This is a genomic window from Ancylobacter defluvii (assembly GCF_018390605.1).
Classification (GTDB): Bacteria; Pseudomonadota; Alphaproteobacteria; order Rhizobiales; family Xanthobacteraceae; genus Ancylobacter; species Ancylobacter defluvii.
In genome coordinates, this window is the sequence record NZ_JAHBGD010000002.1 from 380142 (window position 1) to 395575 (window position 15434).

Below are 15434 nucleotides of genomic sequence, written 5' to 3' on the forward strand. Positions count from 1 at the left end.
CCGAGATAGTCCATGGCCTGTGTGTCCTTGCTACGCGTGACACTAAGTATCGAGCGGGTGATTAAGTTCGAAGGTCCGCCTCCAGTGCTTTGGCCAGTTCTTCCGAACTGATCTTGAAAACCTGGCTTGAGCCGCCGGGCGTGGCGATGGCGGGCGTGTGAAGCATTGTCGCGGCACGCCGGTAAGCGAGAAACGAGATGTTTGGAATCTCTTCTTCGTCGATCACCAGCCGGTAGGTCCCTGCGGGGTGCGGACGATCAAGCGATTTCAGCTTGAACGGATGCCAGAAGGTAACCGTGGTTTCCGTGGTCCGGCTATTCATGACACTTCAGCCCTTCTTCTTGGGTGCTGCGGTTGACACCGGCGTTCCCTTGGCAAAGACCGGTGTCGCTTCAATGGGTGGCTTGACCTTCTTCGGCTTCTTGGCTTCGCGATTGCCGCGTAACTGACCTTTGGCCATGACCTCGTCCTTGTCTGTTGCGTTGATTGCGTCGCTGGTGAAAATAAAAACCCCGCGTCCTCGTCGAGGCGCGGGGCTAATAGGCGCCGGGCGCCTTCTGACCGCATCCACATCGTCCGCTCAAGCCGCCAGTACATCCGTGGTCGACCGATCAGGCAATGCGCTATCGGCGGCCCCGAAGTCCGAGACCGCCGAATTAGGCAATCAACTCAGAGACTGGAGCTTATCAGCGGACACCTTGCCGCTTCTCTGGTCAGTGACGAGCTCGAAGCCCACTTTCTGACCTTCGCGCAAGTCGCTCATGCCGGCACGCTCCACAGCACTGATGTGAACGAAGGCGTCGCTACCGCCGTCATCTGGGGCGATGAATCCAAAACCCTTCTGGGAGTTGAACCATTTTACGGTTCCCGTGGTCATGGGCAACCCTCTCGTGATCATAATTCTGGCTTGCCTACACAAATGCAGGCCGTCGAAATCGCATTTTCAGGAAAAAAGAACATATTGACCCGAAAAAGCATTCGCGAGACAGACGTTCATCTTGCCATTTATCGACCATATTAATATGCACCTCTAATATGGATATTACAAGAACGCTGAATTATTAAATAATTTGCTCCCGGAATTTCTAAATCTGATATCTCGTTCATTGAAGAAAGCGGCCCGGATACCTTCGCGCTCTGCGACGCCGGCGCTTTCGGGAAACCCGGACAAGAGACGCGGCGCGACGCATGGGCGGTGCGGGCGAGCGGTGTGGAAGATATAGGGGATCACGTTGCGAATTCGCCACCGGACAACCTACAGCTACAACGGGCTGGTGAGCCTGCGCCCGCACCGCCTCATGCTGCGCCCACGCGAGAGCCGCGAGCTTCGCCTGCGCTCGATGGAACTGGCGGTTGAGCCGCAGGCGACCGTGACATGGGCGCACGACGTTGCCGGCAACATAGTGGCAACAGCGACCTTCCAGGCCATGACCGACAGACTAGTCATTGAAAGCCTTGCCGAGCTCGAGCTCGATGCCGTGGCATGGCCGGTCTTCGATGTCGCGGCTTCGGCGATCTTCCATCCCTTCTCATACAGCACGGATGAGCGGATCGATCTCGGAGGCCTGACGGCGCCGCAATATGCCGATCCGGCGGAACGCCTGCGGAACTGGAGCCAAGCCTTTGTTCGAAGCACGCCGACGGACACGCTCGCACTGCTGAAGGACATCAATGCCGGCGTTGCGGCCTGGGTCTCCTATCAGGAACGCGACGACGAGGGTACGCAATCGCCGGTTGAAACCCTGGAGCGTGGCTGGGGGTCGTGCCGCGACATGGCCGTGCTTTTTATCGAGGCGATGCGAACGCTCGGCCTTGGAGCGCGTATCGTGTCGGGCTATCTCCAAAATCCCGGCCGGGAGATCGTGGGTTCTGCCGGTGCGGGAACAACCCATGCCTGGGCGGAGGTCTATGTACCCGGTGCCGGCTGGATCACCTTCGATCCAACCAACCGTAGCGTTGGCGGGGCCAATCTGATTCCGGTGGCGGTAGGCCGCGATATCCGGCAGGTCATGCCGGTGGTCGGCGAATTCATTGGGATGAGCGACGCCTTCGAGGCGATGACGGTCGAGGTCTCCGTCCGGTCATAGGCATGGGCAAAAGTGCCGCCCAGGAACTACCTGCCTAACGGAACTCGGCGACAGTCAGCATGTATGAGGTGTGGCTTCCTTTAGAATAGACTTTGTGGGCCGCAGCGTGAATCGAGGTTCGGAGGGCGTCGAAGGCGGCTAGAAAACTCGTCTCCGAAGCTTCCGCCTTGCACAGCTCATTATCCGACATCGCGAGTACGCCGACGTCGACAAAGAACGGCACCTCGAACATGCCATCATAGCCGGTAAAGCGTACAGCGTTGCGCGCCTTGTCGAAGCTGCGGCTCGGATTAGGAAACGCTAAGGTCACGACAGCCACATCAGAATTTCAGGCGCATCGCGCCGGAACTGGCCGTGGTTTTCGACCGCATCAACGTCAGCCGCGCGCTGCGTCCGGGTGCCGAGCTCATCCACGGCCATGACCGAAGGTCTTTGCAAGAAGTGTCGCGCCCTCGCCAGGCTGCGCGGCGACGATCGGTTCGAGGTCGTCCTCCGTCGTCACCCGTTCAAAGTGCTCGCCCTCGTTGCGGATGCGGTACTGCGGTGAACCTCCTCGCGGCGGCAGCGTGCCGGTCACCCTGTAAATGTCGCCAGACTTTGCGGGATAGACCCCGTATCCACCTCTCAACCGAACGATCTGTCCGATCGCAAACAGATGTGTCGCCTCATCGCGCCCGGTAGGCATCTTGTTTCGAAGTGCATTGGTAGTGGACATATGACTATGGCCCTTCTTCTATTGTGGAATGGCGGCACGTCCGATTGTTCGGCGCCGGCATCTGCAGTGAACGCTGCGGAGCGATCGCCCTTGGATTCTGAGCGGGTGGACCGCGCTATGAACTGCGGATTAAACCGTGGCAGGTGCTCGATCGCGCCTTCCGCATTGTTCGAGCCGAAATGCCCCCTACACTGCCAGTACATCCGTGGTCAGCGTAAGGTTCATTCCAGATCGAACTACACGTAACGCGCCTGAGCGGCGCCACGCATTCGTTGCTGAGAACTTGGTGGTGTATGACGCGCCTAGGTTTTCGGCGCCGCGTAAGCCAGTTTGGCCAAATCAACGACTTTTACCAATATGCCTACGCTGGATTTTAAGCAAGCCAACTCTAGAAAATAAATGAAAACTTGATCGTTTTTTGCGCACTTTTTAAAAACAAAACGGATGAGGATGCACGAATTAACTCATGTTATCTCCGGTTAATTCTACATTTTAGGCCACTGAGGCGAACTGAATATCTTCCACATAGAGCCTTGTATGCGCCCCGCAGATCACTTGTCCGACGTAGCTTGCTGTCAACGAATTGCCTCCAAATGTGGAATGGCAATTGATGCTGATTAACAACGTCACAGTCTGAAACGGAGCGGGCGAGGCAACTGTCAGCACCTCAGGCGGATCAGTCTTCGCCTATGATGGAGATGGCTAGCCGTCTCCCTCCCGCCCATGCGCTATGCCGCGCACTGCCGCCTAGATGGCGTCGAGAAGTCCCTCCGGGACCTGTCCGAAGGAAGCGATCAGCACTGGTGGGTCGGCGTCGCCGCTCTCAGGCTCAACTTCAGTCGAGAATGCAATAGCGCCGAGCTTTACGAGGCTTATTCGCCTGGCGATGCGTTCCGCGTCGGCGGCGTTTCGAACCTCCATGGGAATGCCCGCCTTTATCGCGCCTCGCTTGCCGGCCTCGAAAGGCTGCACGACGTAGAAGGTTTTCTTGGCCATCACGACTCCTTGTTGTTGGCATCATGGGCTGTCAGAGAGAACAAAGAAAGAACTATCGCTAAGCCATCGACGTCCCTCAATGCATTGCAGCACATTGTCCCAGAACAAGATTGTTATGGCTCCATGAGCCATGGAGACCCGCCATGGATAAGAACAAGTGACGACATCATCGGCACGAAGCCGATGATGTCGTGCCTTAAACCCCGCCACCTATCCTTCGCCGCGCTATTATTCGGAATGAAAAATGGAAATGAAATTAAAGCGTGACGGATTTGTGAGCCTGATCTGCGTTTAGGGGGCGTCGTATCTGAAATATATAATCTCAATGCCGTTGATGTTTATTGGCAACTTATTTCTGACGATATTGGCGCTACGTCGCGCGAATGCATGACACTAGATCGTCGCGAGGCAGATAAAATCTCCAGAAAACATATTCTTCCCTCTACCGACGCTACTAGGAGGCGTGATGACGACGTATCTGTTCAGGCGCACAGGGGAGGATGAGGGGGCCCCCTCTCTCCTTGACCAATGACGACGCCGCATGGGCAACTCTTGTCCGGCTGTGCTTCGACAATCTCGGCCGGACGCACTCTTCAACCCCTAGCGGCTCGGACATGGAGTTCGCGGTAACCGATGAGTATGGCGAAGAGGTTGCGGCGATACGTGTATCTGCAAGTCGGCGAGCAAAACGGTGAGGGTGACCCACGTGCTCGCGACCGCGATTGTTTTGTTCAGCGGCGCCGCCACCGCCGAAATTCATCGACCGCTTGTTTGGCAAGCTCGGGTCGCGCAAGACCTGCCGATGAATTTTACCAAGATAAAGCAAGCGTTCTGGACGCAGTCAGTTAGCCTGTGGGCGGTCGTCGAACGAGACAAAACGGATTGGCTCGCTGCTACCCAGATAATCTGCAGTTCATTTATTGCGTCGGGCAAACCGCCAGAGGCGTTTATTGTAGTCACCTTTTTAGATCAGCACGCACTTCCTAAGCGCTCCCAAATCACTACCGTCTACTACAAATCTGGTCTGACGCAGCCTCAGTGAGCAGTTCGTATTTTGGGCGTCGGGCCGAGCGGGCTGGAGAGCTGAGCATGATTGCGCGAAACGGATTGGCGTCAACCTACATCGTCTGCGTCGTGCTCGCCGCTATGGTCACGTTGTTAGTGGTTTGGTGGGCGGTCGGGTAGACGCGTTGGATTCAGGTTCCCAAGTTCCGACCCACTAAACTGTGGATCGCGACGGAAAACGTGGACGCGTCCACCAGAATTGCGCGCGATGACAAGCCGGGAAATGCTGGTTCGACTAGGACGGCACTCCTTCAGGCGAGTGCATAAAAATGGTTGTGATAGCAGTCGCAGCCATGGCGACAGCAGCGCTTTTGATGGGCACGTCGTAGTGCTCATCACCGAACTCAGGTGAGACATGTGCAGCATGTCTGAAGAGGATCAGTTCTACACCAAGCCTACCAGCGTTCCGCTCTCGGGAAGCGAAGCGCTTGCCCGGCGCTCGGTGCTGCAAATGGCGGGGGCAGCGACAGCAACCGTCGCCATTCCAAACGCATTCGCGCACGCCCACACATCCAGCGCATCTGCGCCGGCAGCAACAGACGTGATCTCGCTGCACTTCAAGGTCAACAGCGCGGAACAACGGCTCGCGGTCGACCCTCGGCAGTCACTACTGGACGTCCTGCGCGAGCGTCTCGACCTGACCGGAACGAAGAAGGGCTGCAACACGGGAGCCTGCGGCGCCTGCACCGTACACGTCAACGGACAGCGCATCGTGTCCTGCCTCACGCTGGCAGCGATGCACGAAGGCGCCGAGATCACGACCATTGAGGGCATCGCCAAGGGCAACGAACTCCATCCGTTGCAGGCGGCCTTCATAGAGCATGACGGCTTGCAGTGCGGGTACTGCACGCCAGGGCAGATCATGTCCGGGGTCGCCTGCATTTCCGAGGGGCACGCAGGCACACCCGAAGAGATCCAACGCTGGATGAGCGGCAACATCTGCCGCTGCGGAGCTTATCCCGGCATCGTCGCTGCCATCTCTGAAACCGCAAAGCGAGGCTGAACCATGCATTCCTTCGCACTGGAAAAGCCCAGCAGCGCAGATCAGGCCATCGCTGCCGCCGCACGGGGCGCACGCTATATTGCTGGCGGCACTACCCTGATCGACCTGATGCGCGAGGAGGTCGAGAGGCCAGAGCGCCTCATCGACATTAACGGCTTGCCGCTGCGAGGCGTGCGCAGCGACAGCGATACGCTGGTGTTCGGCGCGCTGACTCGGATGTCAGAGATCGCCGCGCATCCGGAAGTTCGGCGCCGTCAGCCGTTGATAGCCGAAAGCCTCCTCGAAGGCGCCTCGCCGCAGCTCCGCAACATGGCGTCAATCGGCGGCAACCTGCTTCAGCGTGTGCGTTGCCCCTATTTCCGCATGCTCGACGCCGCCTGTAACAAGCGCACGCTAGGATCCGGGTGTTCTGCGCTCGGCGGTCTCAAGGCGGGCCACGCGATCGGCGCCATCCTGCCCACGGCCTATTCCGCCTGTGACACCTCGTGGCTGTGCAGGGCCGGTATTACCGCCGTGAACTACGCTCCGACCGCCGCCTTCGCCGCCGGTGGGCCCGAGGGCGCCTATGTGGTGCTGAGCGAGATGGAGAAGGTCGCGCGGGTGCTGACCGTGACGGCGCTGGATGTCTGCCGCTGACCTCGTGGACGAGGTGGCTCGGACCGACCTTCGGCGGACGCCCCTCGCCCAGCTGGCCGACCGCCCGACGGGCTCGGTGTTGATCATCCGGCGACAGCGGGCATGTGCATCGCGGGGGAAGGCCTTCGCGAAGCACCCCGCGTGGTTGCGGATCCTCGATTCACGACGGTCGTGAGCCTGGATCGTGGACTCTTGGCGGCCAGGTAATCGAGCGACGCCCGCCCCGGTCCACGCGCGATGATGATGAGCAGGCAGGTGGCCAGGTACCGTGGGTCGGCCAGGCATCCGGATAAACGAAAACCTCGACCACCAGCGTCATGCCGAGAAGCGCCAGCGCAGAAAGGCGACTGCCGAGCCCGATGACGAGCAGCACCGGGAAGAAGCGCTCGGCATGCGCGCTACAGTCACCGTGTCTAAGCGCCATGAGGAGCGCGGCGCATTCCCTTATTGGTACGCCTACCATCCCGAACGGGACGAGTACCTCGGCGCCACTGAGCATGGCTTTGTCGTGTTCGGGTGCATGGATAAGGAACTTGGTATCGCTATTCTGCGCGACATCCTCCGGTTTCAGCTTCCCTCTCTGAACACCACCGTTCGGCGCGACAGCGGGAAGATGCATTGGCACATCCACCCGGTCGAACGTGACGGCCAACTCGCACTCCTCTTGCCCAAATCCGAAAGCATCCTCGACCTCACGCCATACCTCCTCAAAATGGACATCGGAGTGGCCGAGAGTTCTAAGGAGCCTGCGGAATAGCGCCTCTTCCCGCATACCATCGTAAGGTATCAAGCCCGTCTACCGGTGATGCTCAGTCGCCGGTACGTCCGCCATCTCGCGCAACGCCATGAAGGCGGCAGACTCTTGCAATCCAGATCAGCCAACCGCACTGGCGTTTATCTCCTTGATTACGGCCACCAGGCGCTTTGCCCGATCGAAGGTGAAAACCTGCTCCGGCCCGCTTGGTGCCAGATCGGTGAAGGGGCTTTCATAGAGCAGCGCCGGATCCATGACGCCCTTATCGGTCAGGTGCTCGATGACCATTTCGAGAAACTCGATCTGCTGTGGCGTAACGGCGTTGTCGCCGAGAAACTCCCCGAAGGCCGCCGCCACGGCCCCACGATCGAGGCCGACCAACGAGCGGATGAACGCGCCGAATCCGTGAGCCAGTTCTGCCGCTTTCTCGACATGCTCACGCCCCCCGACACCCGCATCGAGCAGCATCTGCTCCAATTGCACGATATCGCTGGACGTCAGCGGCTTGCCGTGCCGCAGCTTGGCGATAGCGATGTGGTCCTCATGCTCGCGCAGGAAGTGCCGCGCCTTGCGCTTGAAGCGGGCGAAATCCACCTCACCCACTTCCGGCAGATCGATCTCAGCACTCTGGCCAAGTTCGTCCTCGAAATCCGTATAGACGATCTTGCGCTTGCCCCTCTCGATATGCTGCACAAGGCCGCGAAGCCTCAGCCGCACCAGTTCGAGCAGCGGGACGGTGATGCCTTCCCACCAGGGATCGGAGAGGATGTCGAGGATCAGCGGATGCTGCGCGGCGATGATCGGGATCGCCGTCTGCTCGTCCAGCGCCGAGGCGATTTCAATCAACTGCTTCTTCAACCGGTCGAAGCTTTTCGAACCCTTGAGGAGCGCCAGCTCCAAGCCGAAAATCAAAAGATCGAAGCGCTTTGCCTCCTCCGGTTCGCCCTTCACTTCGCTCGGCAATGGCGCGACCTCGTCGAGCAATTCGCCGCGCACCGCGTCCGTCAGTTCGTTCCAGGCGTCCGCGGATTTGTATTTCTCCACCGCTCGCCGCTTGCCGCGCACGATGAAGTTGTCGAGGTTCATGCCGGCGACGTAGGTCCGCAAGGCATCCAGCGCATCGTTGCGGATGGCCTTCTCGTCGAGCGGCTTGCCGTCGCCAGCGTCGTAACCATCCCGCTCCGGCTCGGCCATGCCGGTCGCGTCGAGCCTGTGCTTCTCGTCCAGCGCGCGGACGAGATCGAAACGGGCAGCAAACAGGCGCTCGTTGAGGCTCCTTGCGTTGCGGCCTTCGTCGGGTTGGGGGTTCTGGCGGAAGAATTCGAGGTTCTGGCAATAGTCGAAGACCCGGAAGAATTCCTTGTCCTGGCCGGGGCCGAACAGGTCAGGGCAGAGCCGCGTGCCGCGCCCGATGATCTGCCAGAATTTCGTCTTCGAACGGATCAGCTTGAACAGGACGAGATTGATCACTTCCGGTACGTCGATGCCGGTGTCGAGCATGTCGACGGAGATGGCGATGTGGGGATTGCCGTCCTTCTTGGAAAAATCGTCGATCAGGCTCTGCGCGTATTCGGTCTTGAAGGTGATGATGCGGGCGAAATGGCCGGAGAGATGCGGATAGGCGCGATTGAAGCGCTCCTCGATGAACTCCGCATGCTGCTGGTTCTTGGCGAAGATGATCGTCTTGCCGAGCCTGTCGCCGCCGGCGACCTTCAGGCCTTCCGTCATCACATGGGCCAGCACCTTGTCGACGGTGTCGGCATTGAACAGCCATTTGTTGACGGCCTGGGCATCGACGCTGTCGGGCGGGTCGCCATCCTCCTCGTCCCATTCGAGCATGTCCCACTGCTCTTTCTCGGTCTCGGAGAGATCGTCGTAGCGGATGCCCTCGCGCTGGAATTTGAGCGGCACCGAGACCGAATGCGGCGGCACCAGATATTCGTCCTCCACCGCCTTTTCGAGCGAATAGGCATCGGTCGGCACGCCGGCCTCGAGATCGAACAGGCCATAAGTATTGCGGTCGATCTCATCCTTCGGCGTTGCGGTGAGCCCGACGAGCAGGCTGTCGAAATAGTCGAAGATCGCGCCGTAGCGCTGATAGACCGAGCGGTGCGCCTCGTCGATGATGACGAGATCGAAATGACCGGGGCCGAAACGTGCCGCGCCGCCGGACCGCTCGTCGATCAGATTCATCATCGTCGGATAGGTGGAGAGGAAGACGCGGCCTTCGGCATTCTTCTCCGTCACCAGATTGACCGGCGAGGCGTCCGGCAGGTGTGCCTTGAAGGCTCTGACCGCCTGGTTGACCAGCGCCACGCGGTCGGCGAGGAACAGCACGCGCTTCACCCAGCCGGCGCGCATCAGCAGATCGACCAGCGCGATCACCGTGCGCGTCTTGCCGGAGCCGGTGGCCATGACCAGCAGGCTTTTGCGCTGCCTGTTCGCTTCGAAGGTCTCGGCGACGCGGGAGATGGCGCGGGTCTGGTAGTAGCGGCCGGCGATCTTCCTGTTGACGGCGAGCCCGGCGATCGGCTGGCGGCTGGTGCGGCGCTGGATCAGCAGGGCCAGTTCGTCCTTCTTGTAGAAGCCGGAGACGGCGCGCTGCGGATAGGCGGTATCGTCCCAGATCCAGTGCTCGTAGCCATTGGAGGTGAAGATGACCGGCCGCTGGCCGAATTGCCGTTCCAGGCAATCGGCATAGAGTTTTGCCTGCTGCTGGCCGGCGCGCGGATCGCGCTTGGTGCGCTTGGCCTCGATCAGGCCCAAGGGCTTGCCGTCGTCGCCCCACAGCACATAGTCGACGAAGCCCCTGCCCTCAGTGTTCGGCATGCCCTCGACCGGGAATTCGCGGTCGCGCGGGCTGTCGAGCGTCCAGCCGGCTTCCTTCAGCAGCAGGTCGATATAGAGGTCGCGGGTCTCGGCCTCGGAATAATCATGACGGTCGGGCCGCGCTTCGTTGGCGCGGCGGGCGGCGGCGATCTCGGTGCGCAGGCGCTGCAGTTCGGCGTCGAGCTCGGCCTTGTCGCGCAGCATGGTCTCGAAGGCGGCGTCCCGCGCCTCCATCTCGCCCTTCATGCGGGTGAGTTCGGCGAAGGCCCGCCGCACCACGTCGGTCTTGCGGCTGAGCTGGGCGGGATCGAAAGCCAGCCCGTCGGCCGGCCGATCCCGGCGGGCATAGGTGCGGGCCAGCCAGAAGCAGAGATGGAACAGCTCGCGCACGGCATTGGCCGCTTCGGGAGCCCTGGTCTCGCGGCTCTCATGGACGGCCTGGTTGCCGATCTTGATGATGACGCGGGCCTTGGCGAACACCGCCTCGCCGGCGAGCTTCTGGAAGCTCGGCTCGTGGATCAGCGCCGAGATGTTGCTCTGATAGGGAAATTTGAGGCCTGGATCGTGCTGGTAGGCCCATTGCACGGCGAGTTCCACCGTGCGCCTTGCATAGAAGGCAGCCGCCCGCGGATCCCCCTCCGCCAAAGCCTCCGCCCGCTTCGCGCTGTCGAAGATCTCCGGGAACTCGGCGGCGAGGAAGGCGAAGTTCGACATGACGCCTCAGAGCTGGCCGGAGAAGGCGCGGTGCTGGAGGGAGGAGAAGAGGGAGCCAGCATCGCCAAGTGTGGAAGCAGCTTTTGCCTCTCTCACCCGTTTTGCTCTTTTCACAAAGTCTGTTTGCTCGCTGACAGGCGGCAACGGAAATGGCATTCGACCAAACCTGCTTGCACCCAAATGCGCTACACTTGAGGTCTTACTGCTGATCTTTGAAAATTCCCCTGTTCGAAAATAGTGCAAAAATACCGCCAATGCAAATTCAGGTAGCAGCTTGGTCGTATCGGATTGAAATCTCACCAAGGTATTCTGGAAGCAGCAATCCGGGATCTCATTCCGCCACATGGCCGGCCTCCCGACGAGCTCCGTGCTTTGCCCTTCATTCAGAAGGATATCCCCGCTCTGAAGCCTGTAGTCGCGAAAATCACGATCGTCGAAATCCATGGACAGGACGTCCGAAAGATCGATCCGATCTTCATATACGTTCGCCACTCGAACATACGGTCGCGTGAACTTTCCTGTTTGATACTTCGGAGCGCGCTGCCGTCCCAACTGGACACGCCCTACATCCGCGACAGTCAGTGACGATGACGACCGCTTTCCTTTCTGAACCAAGTCCCCGAACATCTCCAGAAAGATCGACTGGGTGAGGCTGTCGAGCAGCGCGATGGCTTGGCGGCGCTTCTGGCGCAGCTGATCGGCCTTATCCAGGATCGCCGCAATCCGCTTCTGCTCGTCGAGGGGCGGGAGAGGGATTTCATAACGAGCCAGGTCTTGCCCGGTGAAATGCTTGATCGTCGCGCCGGTGTAGTAATCCTCAAGTCCTCCATTGAAATAGTCGAACATGAGACGATGCACGAAGAAGCGTGCATCCAGGTTTGGTCCGACCCTCACTCGGTGGCAGGCCTTTTGGAATATTATGCCTCGGCTATCCCCTTTCCAAATGGCGGCGCGGCCAGCCTCTCCACCTTCGCAAATGAGGATATCACCGTCCCGAAGCTCATACTTGTGAATGTCCTTCTCTTCGACGAGGATTTCCTGAAGGTCCGACAAATCAACATCGAACCACCTGATATTCGGGTTCCTGAGATATTTTCTCGGTAAGCCGGTATTTTTCTGCTTATCCAGCATCTTGCCCAAGCGATGATCCGCAAGATCACCAAGGCGCACGCGAGGCCATCTGATTGAACTTTTAGGGACGAGTAACGAGAGGCTCACAGCATCGCCTCCAACTCACGCAACCCCGCCGCAATCTCGTCCTCCAGCGCCAGCAGCTCGGCGATGATCTCCTTGGGCGGCCGGTGCTCCGCCGCCTCGTGCACCACTTCGCGGTAACGGTTGAGCGACAGGTCGTAATCCGCCGCCGCGATCTCCTCGCGGGTCACGGTGAAGCTCTGGCCGGTGCGCGGCCGTTCGCGCTCGGTGCCTGCCCTCTCCTTCCAGCGGGCGACAACATCCGGCAGGTTGTTCTTCGCGTGCTCGCCTTCGCCCAGCGTCGCCTTCGGCACCGGGCCGAACTTCTCTTCTGCCACCAGCATCTGGCGTTTGTCGTCGAGGCTCATGCCGTCGGCCTGCACATCGTAGAACCAGACGTGGTCGGTACCGCCGGAATTGGTCTTGGTGAAGAACACGATGGCGGTCGAGACGCCGGCATAGGGCCGGAACACGCCGGAGGGCAGCTTGACGATGGCGTCGAGCTTGTGGTCGTCCACCAGCATCCGGCGGATCGCCTTGTGCGCCGTCGACGAGCCGAACAGCACGCCATCCGGCACGATCACCGCCGCCCGCCCGCCGGGCTTCAAGAGCTTGAGTAACAGCGCCACGAATAGCAGCTCGGTCTTCTTGGTCTTGACGATGGCGAGCAGGTCGCTGGCCGTCGTCTCGTAATCCAGCGAGCCGGCGAAGGGCGGGTTGGCGAGGATCAGCGAATAGCGGTCGGCGTCGTCGCCATGGCTGGAGGAGAGCGAATCCCGGTAGCGGATGTCGGCGCCCTCGACACCGTGCAGCTGCATGTTCATCGAGCCGATGCGCAGCATGGTCTGGTCGAAATCATAGCCGTGGAACATGCCGTCATGGAAATGCCGGTTGAGCGCGGCATCGCGGAACAGCCCTTTGTGGTGTTCGCGCAGATATTCACCGGCGGCGACCAGGAAGCCGCAGGTGCCGCTGGCCGGATCGCAGATCACGTCCTGCGGTGTCGGCGCCGTCAGTTGCACCATCAGCTTGATGATGTGGCGCGGCGTGCGGAACTGGCCGTTCTGGCCGGCGGAGGCGATCTTGCCGAGCATGTATTCGTAGAGGTCGCCCTTGGTGTCGCGATCCTCCAGCGGGATCTTCGCCAGCATGTCGACCACCTTGGCCAGCAGGCCCGGCGTCGGGATGGTGAAGCGCGCCCCCTTCATGTGCTCGGCATGGGCGCTGCCTTCCTCCGCCATTTCGCGCAGGAAGGGAAAGACATGCTCGCCGACGATGGTGAACATGGCGGCCGGGTCGGCGTTATGGAAGCGCGACCAGCGCATCCGCTCATAGGCCATGCCCCTGGCGTCCACCCCCTCGGGAAAGATGCGCCGCTCGATCGGCCGGCCGAGCGTGTTGGCCTTGTTCTCCTCGCGGATCTGCTCCTCGTCGAGCCCGCGGATGAACAGGAGATAGGTCAGCTGCTCGATCACTTCGATGGGATTGGCGATGCCGCCCGCCCAGAAAGCGTCCCAGATGGCATCTATCTTGGCTCTCAATTCACCCGTCAGCACGCGCGTAATTCCACTTCGACTCGTAAGGATCGGCCCACACTAGCGAGCACGCTGGTCGCGCGGAAGCGATGGAGAGGGTTGATCGGACGCGATCCGCCGCCTCAGTTCCTCCATGCGCCTGCGTTGCAGCTTCATCCATGACGAGTTGAAGCCGGACACCGTCCATGGGCGGCCACGGGAGTTGGCGCAGAGCGTGATGGCGGAGTGTGCCGGCGTCGCCTCGATGATGTCGCGCAGCGCTCCGATCACCGGCCAAATGACGCCCTCGTCGGTCTTGGAGCGGCTGGTATTGATTCGACCATCGGCATAGGCCGTGCGCGGCAGTGTCAGCGCATCTTTCGGCCCGAGGCCGGTGAACATCATCAGCGCGATGACGAGCCGCATATGGGCGGGAGCCGCATCCAGCACCGCATGGCGCTCAGCGTCGGTCCAGCGACGATTCTGCTTGGGCAAGCCCTTCGGCCGGCGGATGCTTCGGATGTCCTCGGCCGGATTCTCCTTCATATGGCCGCGCTCCTTGCCCCAGGCGAACAGCAGGGACAGCACGGTCTTGAGGTAGTTGGCGAACCAGCGCTTGTGCTTGGCCTCGACCTTGTCGCGCAGCTTCACGACAAAAGGCGATGTGAACCGGGTAAGCGGTGTGTCCTCGATCGGCTGGAGATAGTCGAAAACGCGCTGATAGCCGGCACGCGTCGTGCCGGTCACCCAAGGGCTCCTTCAGCGCTGAGCCGTGACACCGGCGATGAACTCAAGCCGCTTCGAATCGCCCGAGGCAGTCGTGCCCCTGTCTGTCACGCAGGGCACCGACATCGGCGATGGAACACTGTAGGTGGCACGGATCGGAAAACAGATTCGTCTCACCTGAGACGTAAGATGCCCTCAAAACGTCTCACGCTCTCATTTCGTTCAACCGAGACGAAATGGAAACATGAGCATTTTCATGAATTTGAGTGGTGAGCCCGTCGGGATTCGAACCCGAGACCCCATGATTAAAAGTCACGTGCTCTACCGGCTGAGCTACGGGCTCCCACGAGGATGGGGCTTAAGGGTTTCGGCGCCGGATGGCAAGAAGCTGAACCAGCATACACCCCGCCGTCGACACCCTGCTGACAACACCACCCTTCTGCATTGCAATTCTGCAAGGGCACGCTGTCAATCATCGCGCTTCCGATGCACCACCCGAGCGGCTAGCTTCTGGCAACACCTCAGCCGGCCCGCCGGCAAAGCCAGGATGCAAGGAGCATACGAATATGGCGAAGGTTCTCGTTCTCTACTATTCGAGCTATGGCCACATCGAGACGATGGCCGAGGCCGTCGCCGAAGGCGCCCGCGAGACCGGCGCCGATGTGGTGGTGAAGCGCGTTCCCGAAACCGTGCCGGAAGAAATCGCCAAGGCGAACCATTTCAAGCTCGACCAGAAGGCGCCGGTCGCCACTGTCGACGAGTTGAAGGACTATGACGCCATCATCTTCGGCGCTGGCACCCGCTTCGGCACCGTGGCCTCGCAGATGCGCGCCTTCATCGACCAGACCGGCGGCCTGTGGTTCACCGGCGGCCTCGTCGGCAAGGTCGGTTCGGTGTTCACCTCTTCGGCCACGCAGCATGGCGGCCAGGAATCCACCATTCTCGGCTTCGTGCCGACCTTGCTCCACCACGGCATGGTGGTCGTCGGCCTGCCCTATGCTTTCCAGGGTCAGATGGGTCTGGACGAGATCAAGGGCGGCTCGCCCTATGGCGCCTCCACCATCACCGATGGCGACGGCTCGCGCCAGCCCTCCAAGATCGAGCTGGACGCCGCCCGCTATCAGGGCAAGCATGTTGCCACCATCGCCGGCAAACTGCACGGGTGATCGACCGCCGACGCGACAGGAATTAACGACGCGAC

At 60.5% G+C, this 15434-nt stretch carries 15 protein-coding genes, 1 tRNA gene and 1 pseudogene; 5 read left to right on the top strand and 12 right to left on the bottom strand.

Annotated features, from left to right (window positions below):
• Positions 1-61: 61 nt before the first annotated feature.
• The 3 genes from KHC24_RS01775 to KHC24_RS01780 all read right to left on the bottom strand — a co-directional run bounded on the left by KHC24_RS01775 (position 62) and on the right by KHC24_RS01780 (position 877).
• Positions 62-322: a hypothetical protein gene (locus tag KHC24_RS01775; RefSeq protein WP_213358777.1), complete on the bottom strand. Its 261-nt coding sequence runs from the start codon at positions 320-322 to the stop codon at positions 62-64.
• A 6-nt stretch (positions 323-328) separates the two neighbouring features.
• Entirely contained in the window at positions 329-460 is a 132-nt protein-coding gene (locus KHC24_RS25375; RefSeq protein ID WP_271180591.1) for a hypothetical protein, read from the bottom strand.
• Positions 461-664: 204 nt separating this feature from the next.
• Positions 665-877, bottom strand: coding sequence for a cold-shock protein (locus KHC24_RS01780; protein ID WP_213358779.1), 213 nt, complete (start codon positions 875-877; stop codon positions 665-667).
• A gap of 349 nt (positions 878-1226) precedes the next feature.
• On the opposite strand from KHC24_RS01780, the gene KHC24_RS01785 reads away from it, so the two are divergent.
• A complete protein-coding gene (locus KHC24_RS01785; RefSeq protein WP_213358885.1) occupies positions 1227-2087 on the top strand; it encodes a transglutaminase family protein in 861 nt (286 codons plus the stop codon).
• 34 nt (positions 2088-2121) lie between these two features.
• Here KHC24_RS01785 and KHC24_RS01790 read toward each other — a convergent pair whose 3' ends face one another.
• From KHC24_RS01790 to KHC24_RS01800, 3 genes are all read right to left on the bottom strand, one after another.
• A complete protein-coding gene (locus KHC24_RS01790; protein ID WP_213358887.1) occupies positions 2122-2397 on the bottom strand; it encodes a DUF1488 family protein in 276 nt (91 codons plus the stop codon).
• Positions 2398-2493: 96 nt separating this feature from the next.
• Positions 2494-2802: a hypothetical protein gene (locus KHC24_RS01795; RefSeq protein WP_213358781.1), complete on the bottom strand. Its 309-nt coding sequence runs from the start codon at positions 2800-2802 to the stop codon at positions 2494-2496.
• 747 nt (positions 2803-3549) lie between these two features.
• On the bottom strand, positions 3550-3798 hold the full coding sequence (locus KHC24_RS01800) for a hypothetical protein (protein WP_213358783.1): 249 nt from the start codon (positions 3796-3798) through the stop codon (positions 3550-3552).
• A 706-nt stretch (positions 3799-4504) separates the two neighbouring features.
• Here KHC24_RS01800 and KHC24_RS01805 point away from each other — a divergent pair.
• The 3 genes from KHC24_RS01805 (at position 4505) to KHC24_RS01815 (ending at position 6502) form a co-directional block, all read left to right on the top strand.
• Positions 4505-4840: a hypothetical protein gene (locus KHC24_RS01805; RefSeq protein ID WP_213358785.1), complete on the top strand. Its 336-nt coding sequence runs from the start codon at positions 4505-4507 to the stop codon at positions 4838-4840.
• A 387-nt stretch (positions 4841-5227) separates the two neighbouring features.
• Positions 5228-5866 (top strand): (2Fe-2S)-binding protein, encoded by a 639-nt coding sequence (locus tag KHC24_RS01810; protein WP_246545987.1) that lies wholly within the window; start codon positions 5228-5230, stop codon positions 5864-5866.
• Positions 5867-5869: 3 nt separating this feature from the next.
• A complete protein-coding gene (locus KHC24_RS01815) occupies positions 5870-6502 on the top strand; it encodes an FAD binding domain-containing protein (protein ID WP_213358787.1) in 633 nt (210 codons plus the stop codon).
• A 191-nt stretch (positions 6503-6693) separates the two neighbouring features.
• Here the strand turns inward: KHC24_RS01815 and KHC24_RS24910 are convergent.
• The 6 genes and pseudogenes from KHC24_RS24910 to KHC24_RS01845 all read right to left on the bottom strand — a co-directional run.
• Positions 6694-6902: pseudogene (locus tag KHC24_RS24910) on the bottom strand (DoxX family protein); the annotation flags it as partial.
• Positions 6903-7376: 474 nt separating this feature from the next.
• Positions 7377-10799, bottom strand: a complete 3423-nt coding sequence (locus tag KHC24_RS01825) for a DEAD/DEAH box helicase family protein (protein WP_213358791.1) — start codon at positions 10797-10799, stop codon at positions 7377-7379.
• 6 nt (positions 10800-10805) lie between these two features.
• Positions 10806-12017 (bottom strand): restriction endonuclease subunit S, encoded by a 1212-nt coding sequence (locus tag KHC24_RS01830; RefSeq protein WP_309299339.1) that lies wholly within the window; start codon positions 12015-12017, stop codon positions 10806-10808.
• The gene (locus tag KHC24_RS01835; protein ID WP_213358795.1) at positions 12014-13549 is read right to left on the bottom strand and encodes a type I restriction-modification system subunit M; all 1536 of its coding nucleotides are present in this window, start codon (positions 13547-13549) and stop codon (positions 12014-12016) included. The genes KHC24_RS01830 and KHC24_RS01835 overlap by 4 nt, the downstream gene beginning before the upstream one ends.
• Before the next feature lie 39 nt (positions 13550-13588).
• Positions 13589-14254 carry a hypothetical protein gene (locus KHC24_RS01840; RefSeq protein ID WP_246545988.1) on the bottom strand — a complete coding sequence of 222 codons (666 nt, stop codon included), beginning with the start codon at positions 14252-14254 and terminating at the stop codon, positions 13589-13591.
• Positions 14255-14500: 246 nt separating this feature from the next.
• Positions 14501-14576, bottom strand: a tRNA-Lys gene (locus KHC24_RS01845).
• A 223-nt stretch (positions 14577-14799) separates the two neighbouring features.
• Between KHC24_RS01845 and wrbA the strand changes: the two genes are divergently transcribed.
• On the top strand, positions 14800-15399 hold the full coding sequence (gene wrbA, locus KHC24_RS01850) for an NAD(P)H:quinone oxidoreductase type IV (RefSeq protein ID WP_213358797.1): 600 nt from the start codon (positions 14800-14802) through the stop codon (positions 15397-15399).
• Positions 15400-15434: the final 35 nt, after the last annotated feature.